Origin of the sequence: Variovorax sp. 22077, assembly GCF_052044195.1 — a bacterium.
GTDB classification, from domain to species: domain Bacteria; phylum Pseudomonadota; class Gammaproteobacteria; order Burkholderiales; family Burkholderiaceae_C; genus Variovorax; species Variovorax atrisoli.
Genome location: NZ_JBQEQC010000002.1, coordinates 370,577 through 389,361, shown reverse-complemented (window position 1 = coordinate 389,361; position 18,785 = coordinate 370,577). Strand labels below are relative to the sequence as shown.

The window sequence follows — 18,785 nt, the reverse complement described above, 5'->3', positions numbered from 1 at the left end:
TACATGCAGTCTGTATGTTAAATGAAAGGGTCCACCGTGAAAGTGACGAGCTACTACCCCGTTCTCATGACCGCCGACGTCGCGGCGACCGCGGATTTCTACAAGACGCACTTCGGCTTCATGCCGCTCTTCACGAGCGACTGGTACGTGCATCTGCAGATGGCGGACGAGCCCTCGGTGAACCTCGCCGTGCTCGACGGCCGCCACGAGACCATTCCCGCAGCCGCGCGCGGCCAGGTGGCAGGCGGCACGCTGCTGAACTTCGAGGTGGACGACCCCGACGCGGTGCACGACCGGCTGAAGGCCGCCGGCCTGCCGATCCTGCTGCCGCTGCGCGACGAGGCATTCGGCCAGCGCCACTTCATCACGCGCGATCCGAACGGGGTGCTGATCGACATCATCAAGCCGATCCCGCCGAGCGGGGAGTTCGTCGCCCAATACGAGGCCGGTGCCTTGCCGGGCTAGGTTCTCCCCCAGGCTTCGCGCACTTCGTGTCGCTATGCCAACCCCCTTCCGGGGGCAGCACCTGTGGCGCGGCAAAGCCGGTTCCACGGTGTTTCGCGGAGAAGGCTCCTCAGGCGCGCAGCGCCTCATCCTCTTCGAGGCTGTCGCCCAGGAAGCCACCGCTCTGGTGGGCCCACAGCCGCGCATAGAGACCGCCTTGCGCCATCAGCGTGCGGTGATCGCCTTCTTCCACCACGCGGCCTTCGTCGAGCACGATGAGGCGGTCCATCGCTGCGATGGTCGAGAGCCGGTGCGCGATCGCGATCACGGTCTTGCCTTCCATCAGCGTGTAGAGGCTCTGCTGGATGGCGGCCTCCACCTCCGAGTCGAGTGCGCTGGTGGCTTCGTCGAGCAGCAGGATCGGCGCGTCCTTCAGCATCACGCGCGCGATGGCCACGCGCTGGCGCTGGCCGCCCGACAGCTTCACGCCGCGCTCGCCCACGTGCGCCTCGTAGCCGCGCCGGCCGGTCGCGTCGCCCAGGGTCTGGATGAAGTCGTGCGCCTCCGCGCGCCTGGCCGCAGCCTCGATCTGCTCCTTCGTCGCATCGGGCCGGCCGTAGGCCACGTTGTCTGCCACCGAGCGGTGCATGAGCGACGTGTCCTGCGTGACCATGCCGATGTGGCTGCGCAGCGAGTCCTGCGTGACGTGCGCGATGTCCTGGCCGTCGATCAGGATGCGGCCGCTCTCCAGGTCGTGGAAGCGCAGCAGCAGGTTCACCAGCGTCGACTTGCCCGCGCCCGAACGGCCGACCAGGCCGATCTTCTCGCCGGGCCTGACCGTCAGCGTCAGGTCGTCGATCACACGGCGGCCCGCGTCGCCGTAGCGGAAGCTCGCGTGCTCGAAGCGCACCTCGCCGCGCGGCACCTCCAGCACCCTGGCGTCGGGCGCGTCGAGCACGGCGCGCGGGCGCGAGAGCGTCTTCATGCCGTCCTGCACCGTGCCGATGTTCTCGAACAGGCTGGTCATCTCCCACATGATCCAGTGCGACATGCCCTGCAGCCGCAGCGCCATCGCCGTGGCCGCCGCCACCGCGCCCACGCCGACCGAGCCGTGCGACCACAGCCACAGCGCCACGCCCGCCATGCCGGCCGTGAGGCCCATGCTCAGCGTGTGGTTCACGATCTCGAAGGCGCTCACCAGTCGCATCTGGCCGTAGCCGGTCTTCATGAACTCGCGCATCGCGTCGCGCGCGAAGCCGGCCTCCCGCTGGGTGTGCGAGAACAGCTTGACGGTGGCGATGTTGGTGTAGGCGTCGGTCACGCGGCCGGTCATGAGCGCACGCGCGTCCGCCTGCTCCTTGCCGACCTTGCCCAGGCGCGGCACGAAGTAGACGAGCGAGCAGACGTACAGCACCAGCCAGATCAGGAAGGGCCAGACCAGCTGCGTGTCGAGCAGGCCGACCAGGATGATCATCGTGGCCACGTACACGCCCATGGCCACCAGCACGTCGGCCAGCACGAAGATGGTGTCGCGCACCGCCAGCGCGGTCTGCATCACCTTGGCCGTGATGCGGCCGGCGAACTCGTCCTGGTAGAAGGCCATGCTCTGGCCCAGCATCAGCCGGTGGAAGTTCCAGCGCAGGCGCATCGGCAGGTTCACCGCGAGCGTCTGGTGCTTCACGATGGTCTGCAGTGCCACCACCACGATGCTGATGACGAGGAAGGCGGCCAGCCACATGAGCGTGCCGCCGCGGTCCTGCCACAGGCGCGAGGGCTCCTGGCCCGCGAGCCAGTCGACGATGCGCCCGAGGATGGCGAACAGTGCCGCCTCGAAGATCGACATCGCGGCGGTGAGCACCGCCATCACCGCGATCTTGCCGCGCACGCCGTGCGTGCAGGCCCAGAGGAAGGCGAAGAAGCCCTGCGGCGGCATCGCGGGCTCGGCGGCAGGGTAGGGGTGGAGGAGTTTTTCGAAGAATCGGAACAAGGGCGCAGTCTCCCGGAGAGCTCAGGACTTTAGCCGCGCATGCATGACCTTGCCCCGAAAAGGTGCGTTCTTCAGCAAGCGTTCAGCGGGCCGCGCGGCCTCCCTGGGCGGCCGCCGGCGGGCCCAGCCGCTCGCCCAGGAAGTCGATGAAGGTGCGCAGCTTGGGCGCCATGTACTGCCGGCTGGTGTAGACCGCGAAGAGCGTCACCGGCGTGGCCTCGAAGTCCGGCAGCAGCCTCAGCAGCCGGCCCTGCGCGATGTCCTCGTCGATCAGCCAGGTGGGCATGTAGGCGATGCCCATGTCCGCGCGCACCGCGTGCAGCGTGAGCGTGGTGTCGTCCGAGCGCATGGCCGGCGCCAGCCGCAGCGGAAACATCCGCCCGCCCGGGCCCCTGAGCGCGAGGTTGTCCAGGTTGACGTAGCTGGGCACTATGGCGCCGAGCTTCGCGAGGTCGGCCGGCACGGCGGGCACGCCGCCCATGCGCTCGAGATAAGAGGGGGTGCCGGCGAGGAAGAAGGGCACCTGGCACAGCGGGCGCGCGATCAGCGCGGGCGAGGGCTCCTGTGTGGCGCGCAATGCGAGGTCGTAGCCGTCGGCCGCGAGGTCGACCTTGCGGTTCTCCAGGTGCATGTCGACCAGCACTTCGGGGTATTTCTCGCGGTAGTCGGCCAGCACCCGGGCGAAGCGCGGCGTGGCGCACCACACGGGCGCACTCACCTTGAGCAGGCCGCGCGGCACGTCGCTGGTCTGGCCGATGGCGGCCTCGGCCTCGTCGAGCAGGTCGAGCGCGCGGCGGCTCTGCTCGTACCAGGCGGTGCCGGCCTCGGTCAGGCTCAGGTGCCGGCTGGAGCGGTGCAGCAGCCGCGCGCCCAGCGACTTCTCCAGCTGCGCCACGTGCTTGCTCGCCATCGGCGGCGACATGCCCAGCCGCTCGGCCGCCGCCACGAAGCTGCCCGCCTCCACGACTTCGCGGAACACCCGCAGGCTGGTCATCCGGTCCATGTGCGCATCCTTGTCGAAGATTTCCTGGCAGGAACTGATCCGATGCATCGTAGCCTGTCGATTTCCTCCAAGGAAATGTCTACAGTCGATCCAACGCTTTCATCGAGGAGCATCGACTTGACCCACGACAACACTTCCGCTTCGCCCCGCCTGCCCACCTACTTCATCTCCCACGGCGGCGGCCCCTGGCCCTGGATGAAGAAGGAAATGGGCCCGACCTACGACCAGCTCGAGGCCTCGCTGGCCGACATGCCGCGCCAGATCGGCCGCACGCCCGCCGCCATCCTCATGGTCTCGGCGCACTGGGAGGCACCCGTCTTCACCGTGCAGGGCAGCGCGAAGCCGCCGATGATCTACGACTACGGGGGCTTTCCCCCGCACACCTACGAGGTGCACTACGACTCGCCCGGCTCGCCCGAGCTGGCGCAGCGCGTGCAGTCGCTCATCGCCGCCGCCGGCCTGCCGGCGCAGATCGACCCCCAGCGCGGCTACGACCACGGCATGTTCTCGCCGATGGCGGCCATCTATCCCAAGGCCGATGTGCCGGTGGTGCAGCTGTCGCTGCGCCGCGGCCTCGACCCCGCCGAGCACCTCGCGCTGGGCCGCGCGATCGCACCGCTGCGCGACGAGAACGTGCTGATCGTCGGCAGCGGGCTGAGCTACCACAACCTGCGCAACTTCGGTCCGCAGGCGCACGGCGTGTCGAAGGCCTTCGACGACTGGCTCGACGCTGCCGTGGTAAAGAGCTCCCCCGGCGAGCGCAGCGCGCAGCTGCTGCAGTGGGATTCAGCTCCCGCGGCGCGCATGGCGCATCCGCGCGAGGAGCACCTGATTCCGCTGATGGTGGCCGTGGGCGCGGCCGAGGGCGAAGCCGGCGAGCGCGTCTATCACGAGGACGCCTTCATGGGCGGGCTGGTGGTGTCGAGCTTCCGGTTCGGGGCCTGACGCCAGAAATAAGAGACAAGGGGACGGGCGCTCAGCCGCGCCGAGCCCCGTCGGCGTCGACCAGCCCCACCCGCGTCTGCCGGCCCCAGGTGCCGCGCCCCGTCAGGAACGTCCACCAGCCCCACGCCGCACCCGTGTGCCGCAGGATCTGGAAGGTGAAGGGCTCGACCAGCGCGGCCGCGAAGGCCTGCGCGAATCCGACCTTGGCGGCCTCGCCGGCGGCGCCCAGCCAGCGGCGGTACAGGTGCACCGACCACAGGTGGAAGACGAGGTCGAGCACGATCTTCGCGCCGATCACGCCTGCCACTGGCGCAAGCACGCCGAGGTTGCCGCGCACCAGGTACACCAGCAGCAGGCCGAACGCGGCCAGGCCGTAGAGCGGCTGCAGCGTGTCGACGGCCTTCACCGGCAGCATCGCGACGCCGAGCCAGCCGTAGCGCCGGTCGCCCACCATGGCGCGGTACCAGAACTGCGTCTGCAGGAAGCCGCCGAACCAGCGGCGGCGCTGGCGCAGGAAGGCGCCGGTGCTGCTCGGCGCGTCGGTGTGCGCCTGCGCGTCGCCGAGCACGCGCACCGTCCATGGCAGGCCATGGGCCTGGGCGTGGCGGTGCAGGCGGTGGATGAGTTCGTAGTCCTCGACCAGGCAGTCGGTGTCGAAGCCGCCCACCGCGCGCACGGCCTCGGTGCGAAAGCCCGCGAAGGCGCCGGAGATCAGCAGCAGGCCGTTGACGCGCATCCATGCGTAGCGCGAGAGGAAGTTGCGGATGTACTCGTAGGTCTGGAACCACTGGAAGCAGCGGCCGGCCAGCGTGCGGCTGCACACGGGCGTGATGACGCCGGTGGCGGCGACGAGCTCCGGCTCCTGCGAGAACGCACGGCGCACGGCGCCGATGGCGCGGCTGTCGAGCAGGGTGTCGCCGTCGACCGTGAGCACGATGTCGGTGTCGATGCACAGGATGGCCGCGTTCAGCGCCACCGCCTTGCCGCCGTGCGGCAGCCGCAGCCAGCGCAGCGACGGATGCAGAGAGCTGGGAGCGCTCAGCTCGCCGAGTCCGGGAGCGACGAGGCCGTAGCGCGTGGTGAGCAGCTCGGCCGTGCCGTCGCTCGAGCCGTCGTCCGCGATCACGATGCGGTCGGGCAGGTCGGTCTGGGCGAGCAGGGCGGCCAGCGTCACCGGCAGCACCGCGGCCTCGTTGTGCGAGGCGACGATCACGCCCAGGGAGTCGCGCCGCGCGGCTGCCGCGGGCGAAGGCGCCGGCCGCGGCCGCAGGATCGGCAGCGTCATCCACGCGACGAACAGCAGCAGCACCGTGTCGTACAGCACGTAGGCCACGCCCACCGACCACGCCCCGACGTCGACGGCCTTGAACGCCATGGCGAAGAGCAGCACCCACAGCACGAGCACGCCCCCGTGGATGAGCCAGCTGCGCAGCGGCGTGGCGGGGGGAGACAGGCGCGGCGACGCGGCCACGAAGGCGCTTTGTAGAGGATCGTTCAAGGAAAGTGGGCCAGGGCGGCTGTCGATCGGTCGGTCGGAGGTTCGTGATACGCAAATACTCGGCCTGCGGTTTCGAAAAGCCCGGGGAATGCCCGGACAATCGCACGCGCTTCCGACTGAGTCGGCACCCGCCCGAAAATTCCCCGCATGCTCGCACAAACCCGCTACACCCGAACCGCGATCGCGCTGCACTGGCTGATCGCGGTCCTCATGATCATCAACATCGCGCTGATCCTGCTGGTCGACCGCTATCCCGACGAGTGGGTGCGCCCGGCCGTCGACACCCACAAGTCCATAGGCATCACGGTGCTGGGCCTGGTCATCATGCGGATCCTCTGGCGCGCCACGCACAAGCCGCCGGCCATGCCGGGCTCCTACGGCGCCTTCGAGCGCTTCGCGGCCCACCTGGCGCACGGTGCGCTGTACGTGCTGATGATCCTGCTGCCGCTGTCGGGCTGGATGCACGACTCGGCCTGGAAGGACGCCGCCACGCACCCGATGCAGCTCTTCGGCCTGTTCGAATGGCCGCGCATCGGCTGGATCATGGCGATCGAGCCGACGGTGAAGGAGACCTGGCACACCGTGCTGGGCGGTGTGCACGAATGGGCCGGCTACGTGCTGTACGTGCTCGTCGGCCTGCACGTGCTGGCCGCGCTGAAGCACCAGTTCCTCGACGGCGAACGCGAACTGCAGAGGATGTGGCCTTGAACGCCGACCTCATCGCGCGCATCGACGCGCTCTCGACCCATCACGACGCGGTGCACGAGGGCGTGCGCGTGCGCTGGCGCCGCTTCGGCTCGGACGCCAGCCGCCCGCCGCTGGTGCTGCTGCACGGCGGCCACGGCAGCTGGATGCACTGGCTGCTCAATGCCGAGGCGCTCTCGGCCGGCCGCACGCTGTGGCTGCCCGACATGCCCGGCTTCAACGAATCGGACGCACCGCCGCGCGTGGCGCCCGGCGAAGACCCGCTGCAACCGCTGCTCGCCGCGCTCGGCGGCACGCTCGACCAGCTCATCGGCGCAGGCACCGTCATCGACCTCGGCGGCTTCTCCTTCGGCGGGCTGACGGCCGCGCGCTTCGGCGCCGGTCGCAGTGCGGTCCGCCGGCTGGCGCTGATCGGCAGCGGCGGCCACGGCACGCTGCGGCGCATGACGGCGCAGATGATCAACTGGCGCGCCGCCCCCGACCGCGAGGCCGAGCGTGCCGCGCTGCTGCACAACCTGGCGGCGCTGATGCTGCACGACGCCGCCGCCATCGACGAGCTGGCCTTCGCCATCCACGACGTCTCCTGCCACGGCACGCGCTTCCGCAGCAAGGAGGTGTCTCAGTCGGGCGGGCTGCAGCAGGCGCTGGCAACGATGGGTGTGCCGACGCTGCTGCTGTGGGGCGAGTTCGACGTCACGGCCGATCCGCGCCCGCTGGTGGCGCAGCTCGCGGCCGAAGGCCCGGGGCGCGAGGGCGTGGTGATCGACGGCGCCGGGCACTGGGCGCAGTACGAGCGCGCCGACGAGGTCAATGCGCGGCTGGTGGAGTTCTTCCGCTGAGCCCTGCTGCTGTGGCTATTGCTGCTGCTTCACCAGCCCCAGCTTGCGGATGATGTCGCCCCACTGGTCATAGGTGGCGCGCGTCAGGTCGGCCAACTGCTTCGGGCTCGACGACTCGGCCTCGTAGGCGCCCTGGCGGAAGAAGTCGCGCGTGGCCGGCATCGCCAGCACCTGCGCCAGCGCGGCGTTGAGCTTCTCGACCACCGGTGCCGGCATGCGCGCCGGGCCGTAGAAGCCCAGCCAGCTCGGCATGTCGACGCCGCTCACGCCCTGTTCGCCCATGGTGGGCACGTCGGGCAGCATCGGGCTGCGCTTGGGCGCGGCCACCGCGAGCATGCGTACCTTGCCGGTGGCCGTGTTCTGGATGGCGTTGGGCGCCGCGTCGAAGTAGTACTGCACGCGGCCCGCGAGAAAGTCCTTGGCCGCGTCGGCGCCGCCCTTGTACGGCACGTGCACCACGTCCAGCCCGGCCTGCCGCGCGAAGGCCTCGCCGTAGATGTGCGAGGAGGTGCCGGTGCCGAAGGAGGCGTAGCTCATCTTTCCCGGGTTGGCCTTGATGTACGCCACCAGCTCCTGCACCGTGCGCGCCGGCACGCTCGTGTGCACGGTCAGCACCAGCGGGCCGCGCGCGCCGAGCGAGATCGGCGTGAGGTCCTTGAAGGGGTCGTAGCGCACCTGCGCCAGCGTCTGCGGGTTCTGCGCCACCACGGAGGAGGGCGCGTACATGAAGGTGTAGCCGTCGGGCGTGGAGCGGATCACCTCCTCGGTCGCGAGGATGAAGCTCGCGCCCGGCCGGTTCTCCACGATCACCGGCGTCTGCAGCACCTCGCCGAGCTTGTTCGCGACGAAGCGAGCCTGCGCGTCCGAGGCGCCGCCGGCCGCCAGGCCCAGCACGATGCGGACGGTGCGGCCCTTTTCCGGGAAGGGTGCGGCGGCGCGGGCCGGCAGCAGGGGGCTTGCGGCGCCGAGCGCGAGCCAGGCCGCGAAGCGCCGGCGCTGCAGCGAAGAGGAGAAGGAGGAAGAAGCCGTCATGTCGCTCATTGTTTGACCAATCCGACCTGCTGCACCATCGCGCCCCAGCTGTCGTAGGTCGAGCGCGTGATGCTCGCGAACTCGGCCGGCGTGGTGGCGCCAGCCTCGTAGCCGCCGCTTCGATAGAACTCCTGCACCTGCGGCATCGCCAGCACCTTGGCGAGCGCCGCGTTGAGCTTTTCCACCACCGGCGCCGACATGCGCGCCGGGCCGTAGAAGCCCAGCCAGCTCGGCAGGTCGAGCCCGGCGTAGCCCTGCTCGGCGAAGGTGGGCACGTCGGGCAGCGCCGCGATGCGCGAGCCGGCGGCCACCGCGAGGATCTTCACCTTGCCGGTGGAGGCGGTGATGATGGCCGAGGAGGCCGAGTCGAACATGTACTGCACGCGCCCGCCGATCAGGTCCTTCGCTGCGTCGGAGCCGCCCTTGTACGGAATGTGCACCGCGTCGATGCCGGTCTTCTTCACGAAGGCCTCGCCGTAGATGTGCGAGGAGGTGCCCGCGCCGAACGAGGCGTAGCTCACCTTGCCGGGGTGCGACTTCACGTAGGCCACCAGCTCCTTCACGTTGTTCACCGGCACGCTGGTGCTCAGCGACAGCACCAGCGGCCCGCGCCCGCCCATCGAGATGGCGGTGAAGTCCTTGAACGGGTCGTAGGGCACCTGCGCGAAGGTGTGCGGGTTCTGCGCCATGGTGGAGGAGGGCGCGTACAGCAGCGTGTAGCCGTCGGGCTGGGCGCGCGACACCTCGTTGGCCGCCAGCATGGTGCTGGCGCCGGGCTTGTTGTCGACGATCACGCTGGTGCCCAGCACCTCGCCGAGCTTCTGCGCAACGATGCGCGCCTGCGCGTCGGTGCCGCCGCCGGGGGTGAAGCCCACGACGATGCGGATGGGCTTGCCGCGCGCCGGAAAGTCCTGCGCCATGGCCAGGGGGGCGAGGCCCAGAAGCACTGCGGCGCCGATGGCCGAGCCGAAGGCACGGCGGGTGCCGTGAGGTTTCTTCATCGATGTCTCCGTTGGAATGCTTTTTCGATATTGATCTTCAAATCCATAAAAAGCCATATTTACTAGGGAATACCCCGAACAATCGGCTTTTGAGTTTGACAAAATGGAAAGTGAAATCAAAATACGACGAAACAAGCCAAGCCGAGAACGCATTCATGAAAACTGTCGTCCGCACCGACGAGCGCATCCTGACCTCCGACATCTTCGACCGCGACAGCCGCGTCAAGCGGCCTGACCACGGCAGCTGGGCCGAGCCCGGCAAGAGCATTCCGGTCTATCACCGCTGCGGCGTGCTGGTGGTGGGCGGCGGCCCCTCGGGCACCGCCGCCGCGGCCGCCGCCGCCCGCGCGGGCGCCGACGTGGCGCTGCTGGAGCGCTACAACCACCTGGGCGGCCTGTCGACCGGCGGCCTGGTCATCTGGATCGACCGCATGACCGACTGGGAGGGCAAGCTGGTGATCCGCGGCTTCGCCGAAGAGCTGTTCGACCGCCTGCCGGCCGAGGCCATCGCCGGCCCGGCGCGCGAGGACTGGGGCTCGCAGGACACGGCCAAGGCCGCGCACTGGTCGCAGCGCACCGCCGCCTACCATGGCGTCGTCACCTGGTCGCCCACCATCGACCCCGAGCGGCTGAAGCTGCTCTCGCAGGAGATCGTGCTGGAGCGCAAGGTCAAGCTCATCTATCACTCGTGGGCCGCCATTCCCATCGTGCAGGACGGCGTGGTGAAGGGCGTGGTGTTCGAGAGCAAGGAAGGCCGCATGGCCATCATGGCCGACGTGGTGGTCGACGCCACCGGCGACGGCGACCTGTTCGCCCGCGCCGGCGCCGAGTACGTGAACGACATCGAGGAGGCCGACGTGCATCACTGCATGAACACCTCCTGGCTCTTCGGCGGCGTGGACATGAACCGCTGGATCGAGTTCAAGGCCGGCCAGCCCGAGGCCTTCACCGCCTTCATGGCGGGCGGCCGCGAGCAGTGCGGCCTGTTCGAGCGGCCCTTCGTCTCGTGGCGCAATGACGTGGCGCTCTTCATGGGGCCGCGCCAGTCGGGCTACTCCGCGCTCGACGTGGACGACCTCACCGCCGTGGAGGTGCGCTCGCACCGCGCCATGGCTGCGCACCTCGACTACTTCCGCGCCCATGCGCCGGGTTTCGAGAACGCCTATTTGATGCTGAGCGCGCCGCAGATCGGCGTGCGCCATGCACGGCGACTCGTCGGCGTGGGCTCCGTGCTGCGCAGCCAGTGGCCCGACGGCGTGCCGCTGGCCGACGAGATCGGCGTGTCGCCTGCCGTCTCGCCCAAGTTCCCGAACATCTCCATCCCCTACGGCGCACTGGTGCCGAAGCAACTCGACGGCCTGCTGGCCTGCGGGCGCCACATCTCCTGCGACCGCAACTCGCACGGCTTCATGCGCGAGATCCCGCAGTGCTGGATCACCGGCCAGGCGGCCGGCGTGGCTGCGGCGATCGCTTCTCAAGGCGGCATCGCCCCCCGCTTCGTCGACGTGGGCGCGCTGCAGTCCGCGCTGCTGGAGCAGGGCGTGTACCTGCGCGCCGGTGCAGGCCAGGGCCAGGGCGCGGCGGCTTCGCCCGCCACGGCCGAGGCCGGCGCCTGATGGCACTGCGCGGCCATGAACCCGGCAACCCTCCGTCCGCGAGCCTCTACATTCGGGAGTCCCGATCCTGAGAGTCTTGCGAAGGGTTCCTCCATGTCCACCGAAAAGAACGACACCTCTTTCCCCCAGGCCGAACAGCAGGCCGACGCGCGCGGCGAGCGTTCCGACACCGTGAGCGCGCTGGAGCGCGGCATCTCGGTGCTGCGCTGCTTCAGCGAAGACCGGCCCGTGCTCGGGCACGCCGATGTGGCGCGCATGACCGGCATTCCGCGCGCCACCGTCAACCGGCTGGTCGCCACGCTGCTTTCGCTGGGCATGCTCAAGCCGGCGCAGGCGCCCGACCGCTTCATGCTCGGCCCGGGCGTGGTGTCGCTGTCGCGCGTGTTCCTCGGCAGCCTCGACGTGCGCGCCGCCGCACGGCCCAGCATGCAGGCGATGGCGGAGGAGGTCGGCGCCTCGGTCTACCTGGCCGTGCGCGACGGCATGGAGATGGTGCTGATCGAAGCCTGCCGCCCGCGCTCGTCGATGCTCTCGGCGCGGCTCGACGTCGGCTCGCGCGCGCCCCTTGCCAACTCGGCGCTCGGCCGCGCGTACCTCTCGGCACTGCCCGAGGCGCAGCGCAACCAGCTCGTCGATTCGATGCGCCTCCTGCGCGGCCCCGAATGGGACGGCATCGCGCCCAGCATGAACCGCGCCATCGGCGAGTCGAAGCGGCTGGGCTACTGCCTGTCGCTCGGCGAATTCCACCGCGAGATCAACTCGGTGTCGGTGCCGCTCATCGGGCCCGACGGCGAGGTGATGGCGCTCAACGGCGGCGGCGCCGCCTTCGTGTTCACGGAAGACCGGCTGCGCAACGAACTCGCGCCGCGCCTGCACGACATCGCGCTGAGCATCGCGCGCGACATCGGCGGCCACGTACCCACGCCCTCGCCGGGCTAGCAGCCCGGCCGGGGTTCATTCCCCATGACGACAGAAGAACGGAGACACAGGTCATGCACCTGAGCGATGAAGAAAAAGCCATGTACGACGGCCGCGACGGCCCGGCCGTGCAGAAGGCGATGGACCTGCTGGTGCGCTACGGCGAAGCATTGGGCGCCGAGCGGCTGGTCGAGACGCGCAACGTGTGCGCCACCATCACATCGACTACGCCCTTCCAGCGCGACTTCGCGCTCGCCAAGGGCGGCGGCATGGACGCGGTGTTCTCCGAATTCAGCCTCGACAGCCAGGAGACCGTCGAGATCCCGAAGTTCAAGGTCTTCACCAGCCACCTGCAGCTGGGCTTCGACCCCGGCCAGCCCGAGCGCATGGGCGTGAGCGAGGAGATCGTGCGCTTCTACGAGAAGAGCGAGCGCCATGCCGCCGGCCTCGGCGCGCAGATCATGAACACCTGCACGCCCTACCAGGTCGGCAACATCCCGACGCGCGGCGAGCACTGCGCATGGATGGAGTCGTCGGCGGTCGTGTACTGCAATTCGGTGCTGGGCGCGCGCACCAACACCGAAGGCCGCGAGAGCACCGGCGCTGCCATGCTCACCGGCCGCATCCCTTACTGGGGCTACCACCTCGACCAGAACCGCCATGCCACGCACGTGGTCGAGCTCGACATCGAGGTCGAATCGGTGCAGGACTGGGGCCTGCTCGGCTACTACATCGGCGAGCACGTGCAGGAGCGCGTGCCGGTGGTGCACAGCCGGCGCGGCATCTCGCGGGTGCCGAACCTGCCGAGGCTCAAGCACTTCGGCGCGGCGGCCTCGTCCTCGGGCGGCGTGGAGATGTATCACATCGCGGGCGTCACGCCCGAAGCGCTCACGCTCGAGCAGGCGCTCGGCGCAAGGGCGCCCGTGGAGGTGCTGCGCTACGGAGAGGCCGAGCGCCGCGCCACCTACGAGAAGATCAACATCACTGCCAGGGACGCTGAGGTGCAGTACGTGATGCTGGGCTGCCCGCACTACACGATCGAGCAGATCTGGGAGGCCGCGCAGCTCATCGAAGGGCGCAAGGTGCACCCCGACTGCGAGCTGTGGATCTTCACGCCGCGCGCCATCAAGGCGCTGGCCGATCGCAACGGCTACACGAAGATCATCGAGGACGCGGGCGGCATCATCATGGGCGACAGCTGTTCCGCCATGAGCCGCGCCGTGCCCAAGGGCACGAAGACCGTCGCGCTCGATTCCGCCAAGCAGGCGCACTACCTGCCCGCCATCCTCGGCGTGCAGGCCTGGTTCGGCAGCACCGCCGAATGCATCGACGCGGCCTGCACCGGGCGCTGGAACGGAGGCTATGCATGAGCGACGCGCCGGGCCGCCCCAAGCAAGCTCGCACCGCAGTGCGAAGCACGGAGGTATTGCAATGAACGCCGCAGTCATCACCGAACAACAGACCCTCGTCATCCGCGGCCGCAAGGTGGTGGGCGGCGTTGCGGAAGGCGAGGCGCTGGTCACGCGCGACCGCATCTCGGGCTGGGGCGGCATAGATCCGCGCACCGGCACCGTCGTCGAGACGCGGCACGAGCTGCGCGGGCAGAGCTTCGCGGGCAAGGTGCTGGTGTTCCCGGGGGCCAAGGGCTCCTCGGGCTGGTCGGCCATGTTCCACATGACGCGGCTCATGAACTCGGCGCCGGCCGCGTTCCTGTTCAACGAGATGACGACCAAGATGGCGCTGGGCGCCGTGGTCACGCACTCGCCCGCGATGACCGACTTCGAGCGCGACCCGCTCGAATGCATCGAGACCGGCGACTGGGTGCGCGTGGACGCCGACCGCGGCGTGGTCGAGATCACGAAGAAGAAACAGGAAGGTGCCGAATGACCCGCCCACTGCGCAGCAACTTCCCGCGCGGCTCCTACCTCTGGTCGGTGCGCAACGCGCACTGGCGCGCGCTCGGCATTCCCGAGGAGGACTGCGAGAAGCCCAAGATCGCCATCGTCAACAGCTCCTCGGAGCTGGCCGCCTGCTTCAGCCACCTCGACCGCGTGGCGGCGGAGATCAAGGAAGCCATCCGCGCGGCGGGCGGCGTGCCCTTCGAGATTCGCACGGCCGCGCCCAGCGACTTCATCACCGGCGCGGGTGCGCGCGGCGCCTACATGCTGGCGGCGCGCGACCTCGTCACCAACGACATCGAGGTGGCCGTCGAAGGCGCGCAGCTCGACGGGATGGTCTGCCTCACCTCCTGCGACAAGACCGTTCCGGGCCAGCTGATGGCCGCCGCGCGGCTGAACATCCCGACGCTGCTCGTGCCCTGCGGCTATCAGCCCAGCGGCGAGTACAAGGGCCACCACATGGACATCGAGGAAGTGTTCATCGGCGCGATGCATGCGGTCACGGGCAACCTGCCGGTGGAGGAACTCGTGGGCATGAGCCGCGAGGCCATCCGCGGCCCCGGCGTGTGCTCCGGCCTGGGCACTGCCAACTCGATGCACATCGTCTGCGAGGCCCTCGGCATGGCGTTGCCCGGCAGCGCGCCGGTGGCGGCACTGAGCCCGAAGATGATGGCCGACGTGCGCGCGGCCGGCACTCGCATCGTGCAGATGGTGTGGGACGACCTGAAGCCGCGCGACATCCTCACGCCCGGCGCCTTCGCCAATGCGGTGCGCGCAGTGCTGTCGATCGGCGGCTCGCTCAACACCGCCAAGCACCTGCAGGCGGTGGCGACTGAGGGCGAGACCGGCGTCGACGTCTACGGCATGTTCGAGCGCCTGGGCCCCGAGACGCCGGTGCTGGCCGGCGTGCGTCCCATCGGAAGCGATTCCATCGAAGCCTTCGAGGCGGCCGGCGGCTGCCGCGCGCTGATGAAGCAGCTGGAGCCGCTGCTCGACACCGGCGTGCGCACCGTCACCGGCGGCACGCTCGCCGACAACCTGCGCGATGCCGAGGTGGCCAATGCCGAAGTGATCCGCCCCATCGGCCGGCCCGTGGCGCCGCTGCCTGCCATCGTGCTGCTGCGCGGCAACCTCGCGCCGGAGTCGGGCCTCATCAAGACCGGCATCGCCGAGCGCAAGGTGCGCCGATTCACCGGCCCGGCCGTGTGCTTCTGGACCTCGGACGCAGCCATCGCCGCGCTGAAGAAGGGCGAGATCGCGCCCGGCCAGGTGATCGTGATGCGCGGTGCCGGTGCCTGCGGCGGTCCGGCGATGGGCGGCGGCGCGTCGCGCGTGGTCTTCGCGGTCGACGGCGCGGGGCTCGGCGACCAGGTCGCGCTGCTGACCGACGGCCACCTGTCGGGCCTGGTCTGCAAGGGCCTCGTGGTGGCCGAGGTGTCGCCCGAAGCCGCGCTCGGCGGGCCGCTCGGGCTGGTGCGAGACGGTGACCTCATCACCATCGACCTCGACGCACGCCGCCTCGACATCGACCTGAGCGACGCAGAACTCCAGGCGCGACGCGACGGCTGGCAGTCGCCGCCGCCGGTGAACGACACCGGCTGGCTGCAGCAGTACCGGCGCAACGTGGGGCCGCTGTCGAAGGGCGCCGTGCTCGTGCGTACCGAGCGCATCGAGCGCACCGCGCCACCAAGCTAGACCTTTTTCATCCCGGCTTTCGCCAACCGGTGCGCACACCCGAGCGCACCCGGTGGCGCAGCCCTGCGCGCCTTCGTTCGTTCGACAGAGTTTTCAACCCAAGAAAAGAAGCAGGAGACAAGCAAACCATGAAGAGAATCTTGATGTGGTCGGCGCTGGGGCTGGCCGGCACCGGCGTGGCACAGGCGCAATCCAGCGTCACCGTGTTCGGCGTGATGGACCTCGGCATCCAGTACACGAACGGCGCGGGCCCGGGCGGCGGCTCGGTGAAGGCGCTGTCGAACGGCGGGCTCTCCACCAGCCGGCTCGGCTTTCGCGGCACCGAGGACCTCGGCGGCGGTCTGCGCGCGGGCTTCTGGCTCGAAGGCAGCCTGAACCCCGACACCGGCACCGGCCGCCCGAGCAATTCCAACAACCAGGCGAGCGGCGCGGGCACGGCGGGCCCGATCACCTTCGACCGCATGTCCTTCGTGAGCCTTTCGTCCGACACGCTGGGCGAGCTGCGGCTGGGCCACGACTTCATTCCCACGCACTACAACAGCATCTACTTCGACCCCTTCAACGCCAACGGCGTGGCGCGCGCGGGCAACCTGACCTTCGCGTCCGTGGGCACGGGGCCGCTGCCCACCACCATCACCGGCAGCAACACCGTGAGCTACTGGCTGCCGCCCAACATCGGCGGCTTCTACGGCATGGCGATGGTGGGCACCGGCGAGAACGACTCGACCCTGGCGAACCGCCACGACGGCAATTTCGCCGGCGCACGCTTCGGCTTCGCATCGGGCGCCTTCGATGTGGCGGCGGCCGTCACCCGCTCGAAATTCAACGCCACCGCCACCGTCGGCAACTACACGCACGCCAACATCGGCGGCTCGTGGGACGCGGGCTTCGCCAAGTTCTTCGCGCTCTACAACAAGGTGACGGTGAAGCTGGCGGCCGGCACGGTGCGCAAGAACACGGCCGAGATCGGCGCGCACATCCCGGCCTTCGAGGTCGGGCGCATCCGCATCAGCTACGCCTACCTCGATGACCGCAGCGACGAGAGCCTGCGCAACGCCAACGGCATGCCGCGCAACCGCGACGACGCGCGGCAGTTCGGCATCGGCTACGTGCACAACCTGTCGAAGCGCACCGCGCTCTACGGCACCTATGCGCGGCTGATGAACAGCGGACAGGGGCGCTACGTGGTCAGCGGCGGCGTGGCGCCGGCGGCCGGGCATCGCTCGACCGGCTGGGAATTCGGCGTGCGCCATCTGTTCTGAAACGGAGGCATCTCATGCGACGCAGAACCCTGACCCTGGCGGCCCTCGCGGCCGCGGCACTGCCCGGTGCGGCGGCATGGAGCGCCGATGCGTTCCCCAACAAGCCGCTCAAGCTGATCGTGGGCTTCGCGGCCGGCGGCGGCGCCGACGTGCTCACGCGCATCATCGCGGAGGGGCTGGCCAAGCAGCTCGGCCAGCAGGTGATCGTGGAGAACCGTCCCGGTGCCGACGGCGTGCTCGCCGCGCAGGCCACCTCGTCGGCCAGGCCCGACGGCTACACGCTGCTCATGGGCACCAACACCGCGATGGTGGCCGCGCCCACGCTGCGGCCGACGCCGCCCTACGACCCCTTCAAGGCCTTCACGCCGATCAGCTCGGCCGGGCAGTTCTCGATGTTCCTGGTGGTGCCGGCCAGCCTGCCGGTGAAGAGCGTGAACGAGCTGCTCGCGCTCGTGGCGTCGAAGCCGGGGGCGCTCAATTCGGCGTCGAGCAACAGCGCCTCGGAGCTCGCGATGCTGCAGCTGCTGGGCGATCGCAAGGTGGTCAACGCGCGCTACAAGGGCGACATGCAGGCCATGACCGACCTGCTCGGCGGGCAGATCCAGATGATGTTCACCACCGGCACGCTGGCGCCGGGCTTCGTCAAGGAAGGGCGCATCCGAGCGCTGGTGACGCTGCTGCCGCAGCGCAGCGCCCTGTTGCCCGACGTGCCCACCGGCGGCGAGCTGGGCCTGGGCAAGCTCACCATCACGCCGTGGGCCGGCTTCTTCGGTCCGCCGGGGCTGCCTCAGGCGATTACCGACCGGCTCTCGCAGGAACTGCAGAACACGCTCAAGCGCCCCGAGGTGCACTCGCAGCTGGTGCAGCAGGGCTTCGAGGGCTACGGCATGAGCCCCGCGAAGTTCAACGAGTTCTTCCGCACGCAGTACGACGCCTTCGGCGCCACCGTGCGCGAGCACAACGTCAAGTTCGAATAGCGGCGGCCTCGCGGCGCCAGAAGTCCGCATCGGGAAAGCTGCCCGTGCCGGCCGCTGCGTTGTCCGCCATGTGCTCGCGGCGGCTGGTGCCCGGAATCGTGCAGGTCACGGCCGGGTGGCTCAGCACGAACTTCAGCAGCACCTGCGCCCAGCTGGTGCAGCCGATCTCTGCGGCCCAGGGCGGCAGCGGCCTGTCGCGCAGCCGGCGCAGCAGTCCGCCGCCGCCGAAGGGCATGTTGACGATCACCGCCACGCCGCGCTCGGCGGCCAGCGGCAGCAGGCGCTGCTCGGCCTCGCGCGCGTCCAGCGAGTAGTTGATCTGCAGGAAGTCAAGCTTCTCCGCCTTCAGCACGGCCTCGACGTCGCCGTAGGCCGAGGCGGTGTAGTGCGTGATGCCGATGTAGCGCACGCGGCCCTGTTCCTTCCAGCCGCGCAGCGTGGCGAGGTGCGTGCGCCAGTCCACGAGGTTGTGCACCTGCATCAGGTCCATGCGCCGGGTGCGCAGCCGCGAGAACGACTGCTCCATCTGCGCGATGCCGGCCTCGCGGCCCGAGGTCCAGACCTTGGTGGCGAGGAAGGCCCTGGCCTGCTGCTTCGACGCGGCCAGCAGCTCGCCGGTGGTGTCCTCCGAGCGGCCGTACATGGGTGAGCTGTCGATCAGGGTGCCGCCGGCCGCGAAGAGGGCATCGAGCACGCCTGGCAGGCGCGCGTATTCCTCGCTGCCGGGGCGCTGGTCGAAGCCGATCCAGGTGCCGCAGCCGATGACGGGCAGCGCTTCCTTGGTGGAGGGGATGGGGCGGGTGTTCATCGTGGGCTTGGACTGGGTTTGGGCAAGGGCCGGTAGCGCGGCGCCGGCGCACAGCGCGACGCCCAGGCGCAGCAACTCGGCGCGGGTGAGGGCTGGAAAGTCGTTCCGGGGTGGCATCCGGCCCAGTATCCGGCGGCGCGGCGCCGGGCGCGATGCC

Annotated in this window: 17 protein-coding genes; 11 read left to right on the top strand and 6 right to left on the bottom strand. The window is 69.7% G+C overall.

Annotated features, from left to right (window positions below):
- The first annotated feature begins 36 nt into the window (after positions 1–36).
- Positions 37–465, top strand: coding sequence for a VOC family protein (locus ACTJLF_RS04315; RefSeq protein WP_132798288.1), 429 nt, complete (start codon positions 37–39; stop codon positions 463–465).
- Positions 466–574: 109 nt separating this feature from the next.
- On the opposite strand, the gene ACTJLF_RS04310 is transcribed toward ACTJLF_RS04315, so the two are convergent.
- On the bottom strand, positions 575–2,431 hold the full coding sequence (locus ACTJLF_RS04310) for an ABC transporter ATP-binding protein (RefSeq protein WP_184603869.1): 1,857 nt from the start codon (positions 2,429–2,431) through the stop codon (positions 575–577).
- A gap of 82 nt (positions 2,432–2,513) precedes the next feature.
- Entirely contained in the window at positions 2,514–3,434 is a 921-nt protein-coding gene (locus ACTJLF_RS04305; RefSeq protein WP_038113894.1) for a LysR family transcriptional regulator, read from the bottom strand.
- A 117-nt stretch (positions 3,435–3,551) separates the two neighbouring features.
- Between ACTJLF_RS04305 and ACTJLF_RS04300 the strand changes: the two genes are divergently transcribed.
- Entirely contained in the window at positions 3,552–4,379 is an 828-nt protein-coding gene (locus ACTJLF_RS04300) for a DODA-type extradiol aromatic ring-opening family dioxygenase (RefSeq protein ID WP_019652073.1), read from the top strand.
- Between the two features lie 31 nt (positions 4,380–4,410).
- Here ACTJLF_RS04300 and ACTJLF_RS04295 read toward each other — a convergent pair whose 3' ends face one another.
- The gene (locus tag ACTJLF_RS04295; protein ID WP_126182180.1) at positions 4,411–5,877 is read right to left on the bottom strand and encodes a glycosyltransferase family 2 protein; all 1,467 of its coding nucleotides are present in this window, start codon (positions 5,875–5,877) and stop codon (positions 4,411–4,413) included.
- Between the two features lie 147 nt (positions 5,878–6,024).
- Between ACTJLF_RS04295 and ACTJLF_RS04290 the strand changes: the two genes are divergently transcribed.
- Positions 6,025–6,585 (top strand): cytochrome b, encoded by a 561-nt coding sequence (locus tag ACTJLF_RS04290; protein WP_019652075.1) that lies wholly within the window; start codon positions 6,025–6,027, stop codon positions 6,583–6,585.
- The gene (locus tag ACTJLF_RS04285; RefSeq protein ID WP_440882562.1) at positions 6,576–7,421 is read left to right on the top strand and encodes an alpha/beta fold hydrolase; all 846 of its coding nucleotides are present in this window, start codon (positions 6,576–6,578) and stop codon (positions 7,419–7,421) included. The genes ACTJLF_RS04290 and ACTJLF_RS04285 overlap by 10 nt, the downstream gene beginning before the upstream one ends.
- Before the next feature lie 15 nt (positions 7,422–7,436).
- Here ACTJLF_RS04285 and ACTJLF_RS04280 read toward each other — a convergent pair whose 3' ends face one another.
- Together ACTJLF_RS04280 and ACTJLF_RS04275 are read right to left on the bottom strand one after the other, a co-directional pair.
- A complete protein-coding gene (locus tag ACTJLF_RS04280; RefSeq protein WP_440882561.1) occupies positions 7,437–8,453 on the bottom strand; it encodes a Bug family tripartite tricarboxylate transporter substrate binding protein in 1,017 nt (338 codons plus the stop codon).
- Between the two features lie 5 nt (positions 8,454–8,458).
- Positions 8,459–9,454 (bottom strand): Bug family tripartite tricarboxylate transporter substrate binding protein, encoded by a 996-nt coding sequence (locus tag ACTJLF_RS04275; protein ID WP_440882560.1) that lies wholly within the window; start codon positions 9,452–9,454, stop codon positions 8,459–8,461.
- Positions 9,455–9,609: 155 nt separating this feature from the next.
- Here ACTJLF_RS04275 and ACTJLF_RS04270 point away from each other — a divergent pair, with 155 nt between their 5' ends.
- The 7 genes from ACTJLF_RS04270 (at position 9,610) to ACTJLF_RS04240 (ending at position 17,820) form a co-directional block, all read left to right on the top strand.
- A complete protein-coding gene (locus tag ACTJLF_RS04270; RefSeq protein ID WP_440882559.1) occupies positions 9,610–11,070 on the top strand; it encodes an FAD-dependent oxidoreductase in 1,461 nt (486 codons plus the stop codon).
- A 93-nt stretch (positions 11,071–11,163) separates the two neighbouring features.
- The gene (locus tag ACTJLF_RS04265; protein WP_354409453.1) at positions 11,164–12,009 is read left to right on the top strand and encodes an IclR family transcriptional regulator; all 846 of its coding nucleotides are present in this window, start codon (positions 11,164–11,166) and stop codon (positions 12,007–12,009) included.
- A 53-nt stretch (positions 12,010–12,062) separates the two neighbouring features.
- On the top strand, positions 12,063–13,358 hold the full coding sequence (locus tag ACTJLF_RS04260; protein ID WP_019652081.1) for an aconitase X: 1,296 nt from the start codon (positions 12,063–12,065) through the stop codon (positions 13,356–13,358).
- A gap of 61 nt (positions 13,359–13,419) precedes the next feature.
- On the top strand, positions 13,420–13,875 hold the full coding sequence (locus ACTJLF_RS04255; RefSeq protein WP_126182176.1) for an aconitase X swivel domain-containing protein: 456 nt from the start codon (positions 13,420–13,422) through the stop codon (positions 13,873–13,875).
- A complete protein-coding gene (gene ilvD, locus ACTJLF_RS04250) occupies positions 13,872–15,581 on the top strand; it encodes a dihydroxy-acid dehydratase (RefSeq protein WP_440882558.1) in 1,710 nt (569 codons plus the stop codon). The genes ACTJLF_RS04255 and ilvD overlap by 4 nt, the downstream gene beginning before the upstream one ends.
- A 128-nt stretch (positions 15,582–15,709) precedes the next feature.
- Positions 15,710–16,843, top strand: coding sequence for a porin (locus ACTJLF_RS04245; protein WP_132798274.1), 1,134 nt, complete (start codon positions 15,710–15,712; stop codon positions 16,841–16,843).
- A gap of 14 nt (positions 16,844–16,857) precedes the next feature.
- Entirely contained in the window at positions 16,858–17,820 is a 963-nt protein-coding gene (locus tag ACTJLF_RS04240) for a Bug family tripartite tricarboxylate transporter substrate binding protein (RefSeq protein ID WP_354423263.1), read from the top strand.
- Here the strand turns inward: ACTJLF_RS04240 and ACTJLF_RS04235 are convergent.
- Entirely contained in the window at positions 17,807–18,745 is a 939-nt protein-coding gene (locus ACTJLF_RS04235) for an aldo/keto reductase (protein ID WP_440882557.1), read from the bottom strand. The genes ACTJLF_RS04240 and ACTJLF_RS04235 overlap by 14 nt on opposite strands.
- Positions 18,746–18,785: the final 40 nt, after the last annotated feature.

What these genes read in the sequence shown, in the direction of transcription:
- ACTJLF_RS04260 (WP_019652081.1), top strand. Translation starts at nt 12,063, where the DNA reads ATGCACCTGAGCGATGAAGAAAAAGCCATGTACGACGGCCGCGACGGC.
- ACTJLF_RS04270 (WP_440882559.1), top strand. Translation starts at nt 9,610, where the DNA reads ATGAAAACTGTCGTCCGCACCGACGAGCGCATCCTGACCTCCGACATC.
- ACTJLF_RS04265 (WP_354409453.1), top strand. Translation starts at nt 11,164, where the DNA reads ATGTCCACCGAAAAGAACGACACCTCTTTCCCCCAGGCCGAACAGCAG.
- ACTJLF_RS04240 (WP_354423263.1), top strand. Translation starts at nt 16,858, where the DNA reads ATGCGACGCAGAACCCTGACCCTGGCGGCCCTCGCGGCCGCGGCACTG.
- ACTJLF_RS04245 (WP_132798274.1), top strand. Translation starts at nt 15,710, where the DNA reads ATGAAGAGAATCTTGATGTGGTCGGCGCTGGGGCTGGCCGGCACCGGC.
- ACTJLF_RS04280 (WP_440882561.1), bottom strand. Translation starts at nt 8,453, where the DNA reads ATGACGGCTTCTTCCTCCTTCTCCTCTTCGCTGCAGCGCCGGCGCTTC.
- ACTJLF_RS04275 (WP_440882560.1), bottom strand. Translation starts at nt 9,454, where the DNA reads ATGAAGAAACCTCACGGCACCCGCCGTGCCTTCGGCTCGGCCATCGGC.
- ACTJLF_RS04255 (WP_126182176.1), top strand. Translation starts at nt 13,420, where the DNA reads ATGAACGCCGCAGTCATCACCGAACAACAGACCCTCGTCATCCGCGGC.
- ACTJLF_RS04290 (WP_019652075.1), top strand. Translation starts at nt 6,025, where the DNA reads ATGCTCGCACAAACCCGCTACACCCGAACCGCGATCGCGCTGCACTGG.
- ACTJLF_RS04305 (WP_038113894.1), bottom strand. Translation starts at nt 3,434, where the DNA reads ATGGACCGGATGACCAGCCTGCGGGTGTTCCGCGAAGTCGTGGAGGCG.
- ACTJLF_RS04235 (WP_440882557.1), bottom strand. Translation starts at nt 18,745, where the DNA reads ATGCCACCCCGGAACGACTTTCCAGCCCTCACCCGCGCCGAGTTGCTG.
- ilvD (WP_440882558.1), top strand. Translation starts at nt 13,872, where the DNA reads ATGACCCGCCCACTGCGCAGCAACTTCCCGCGCGGCTCCTACCTCTGG.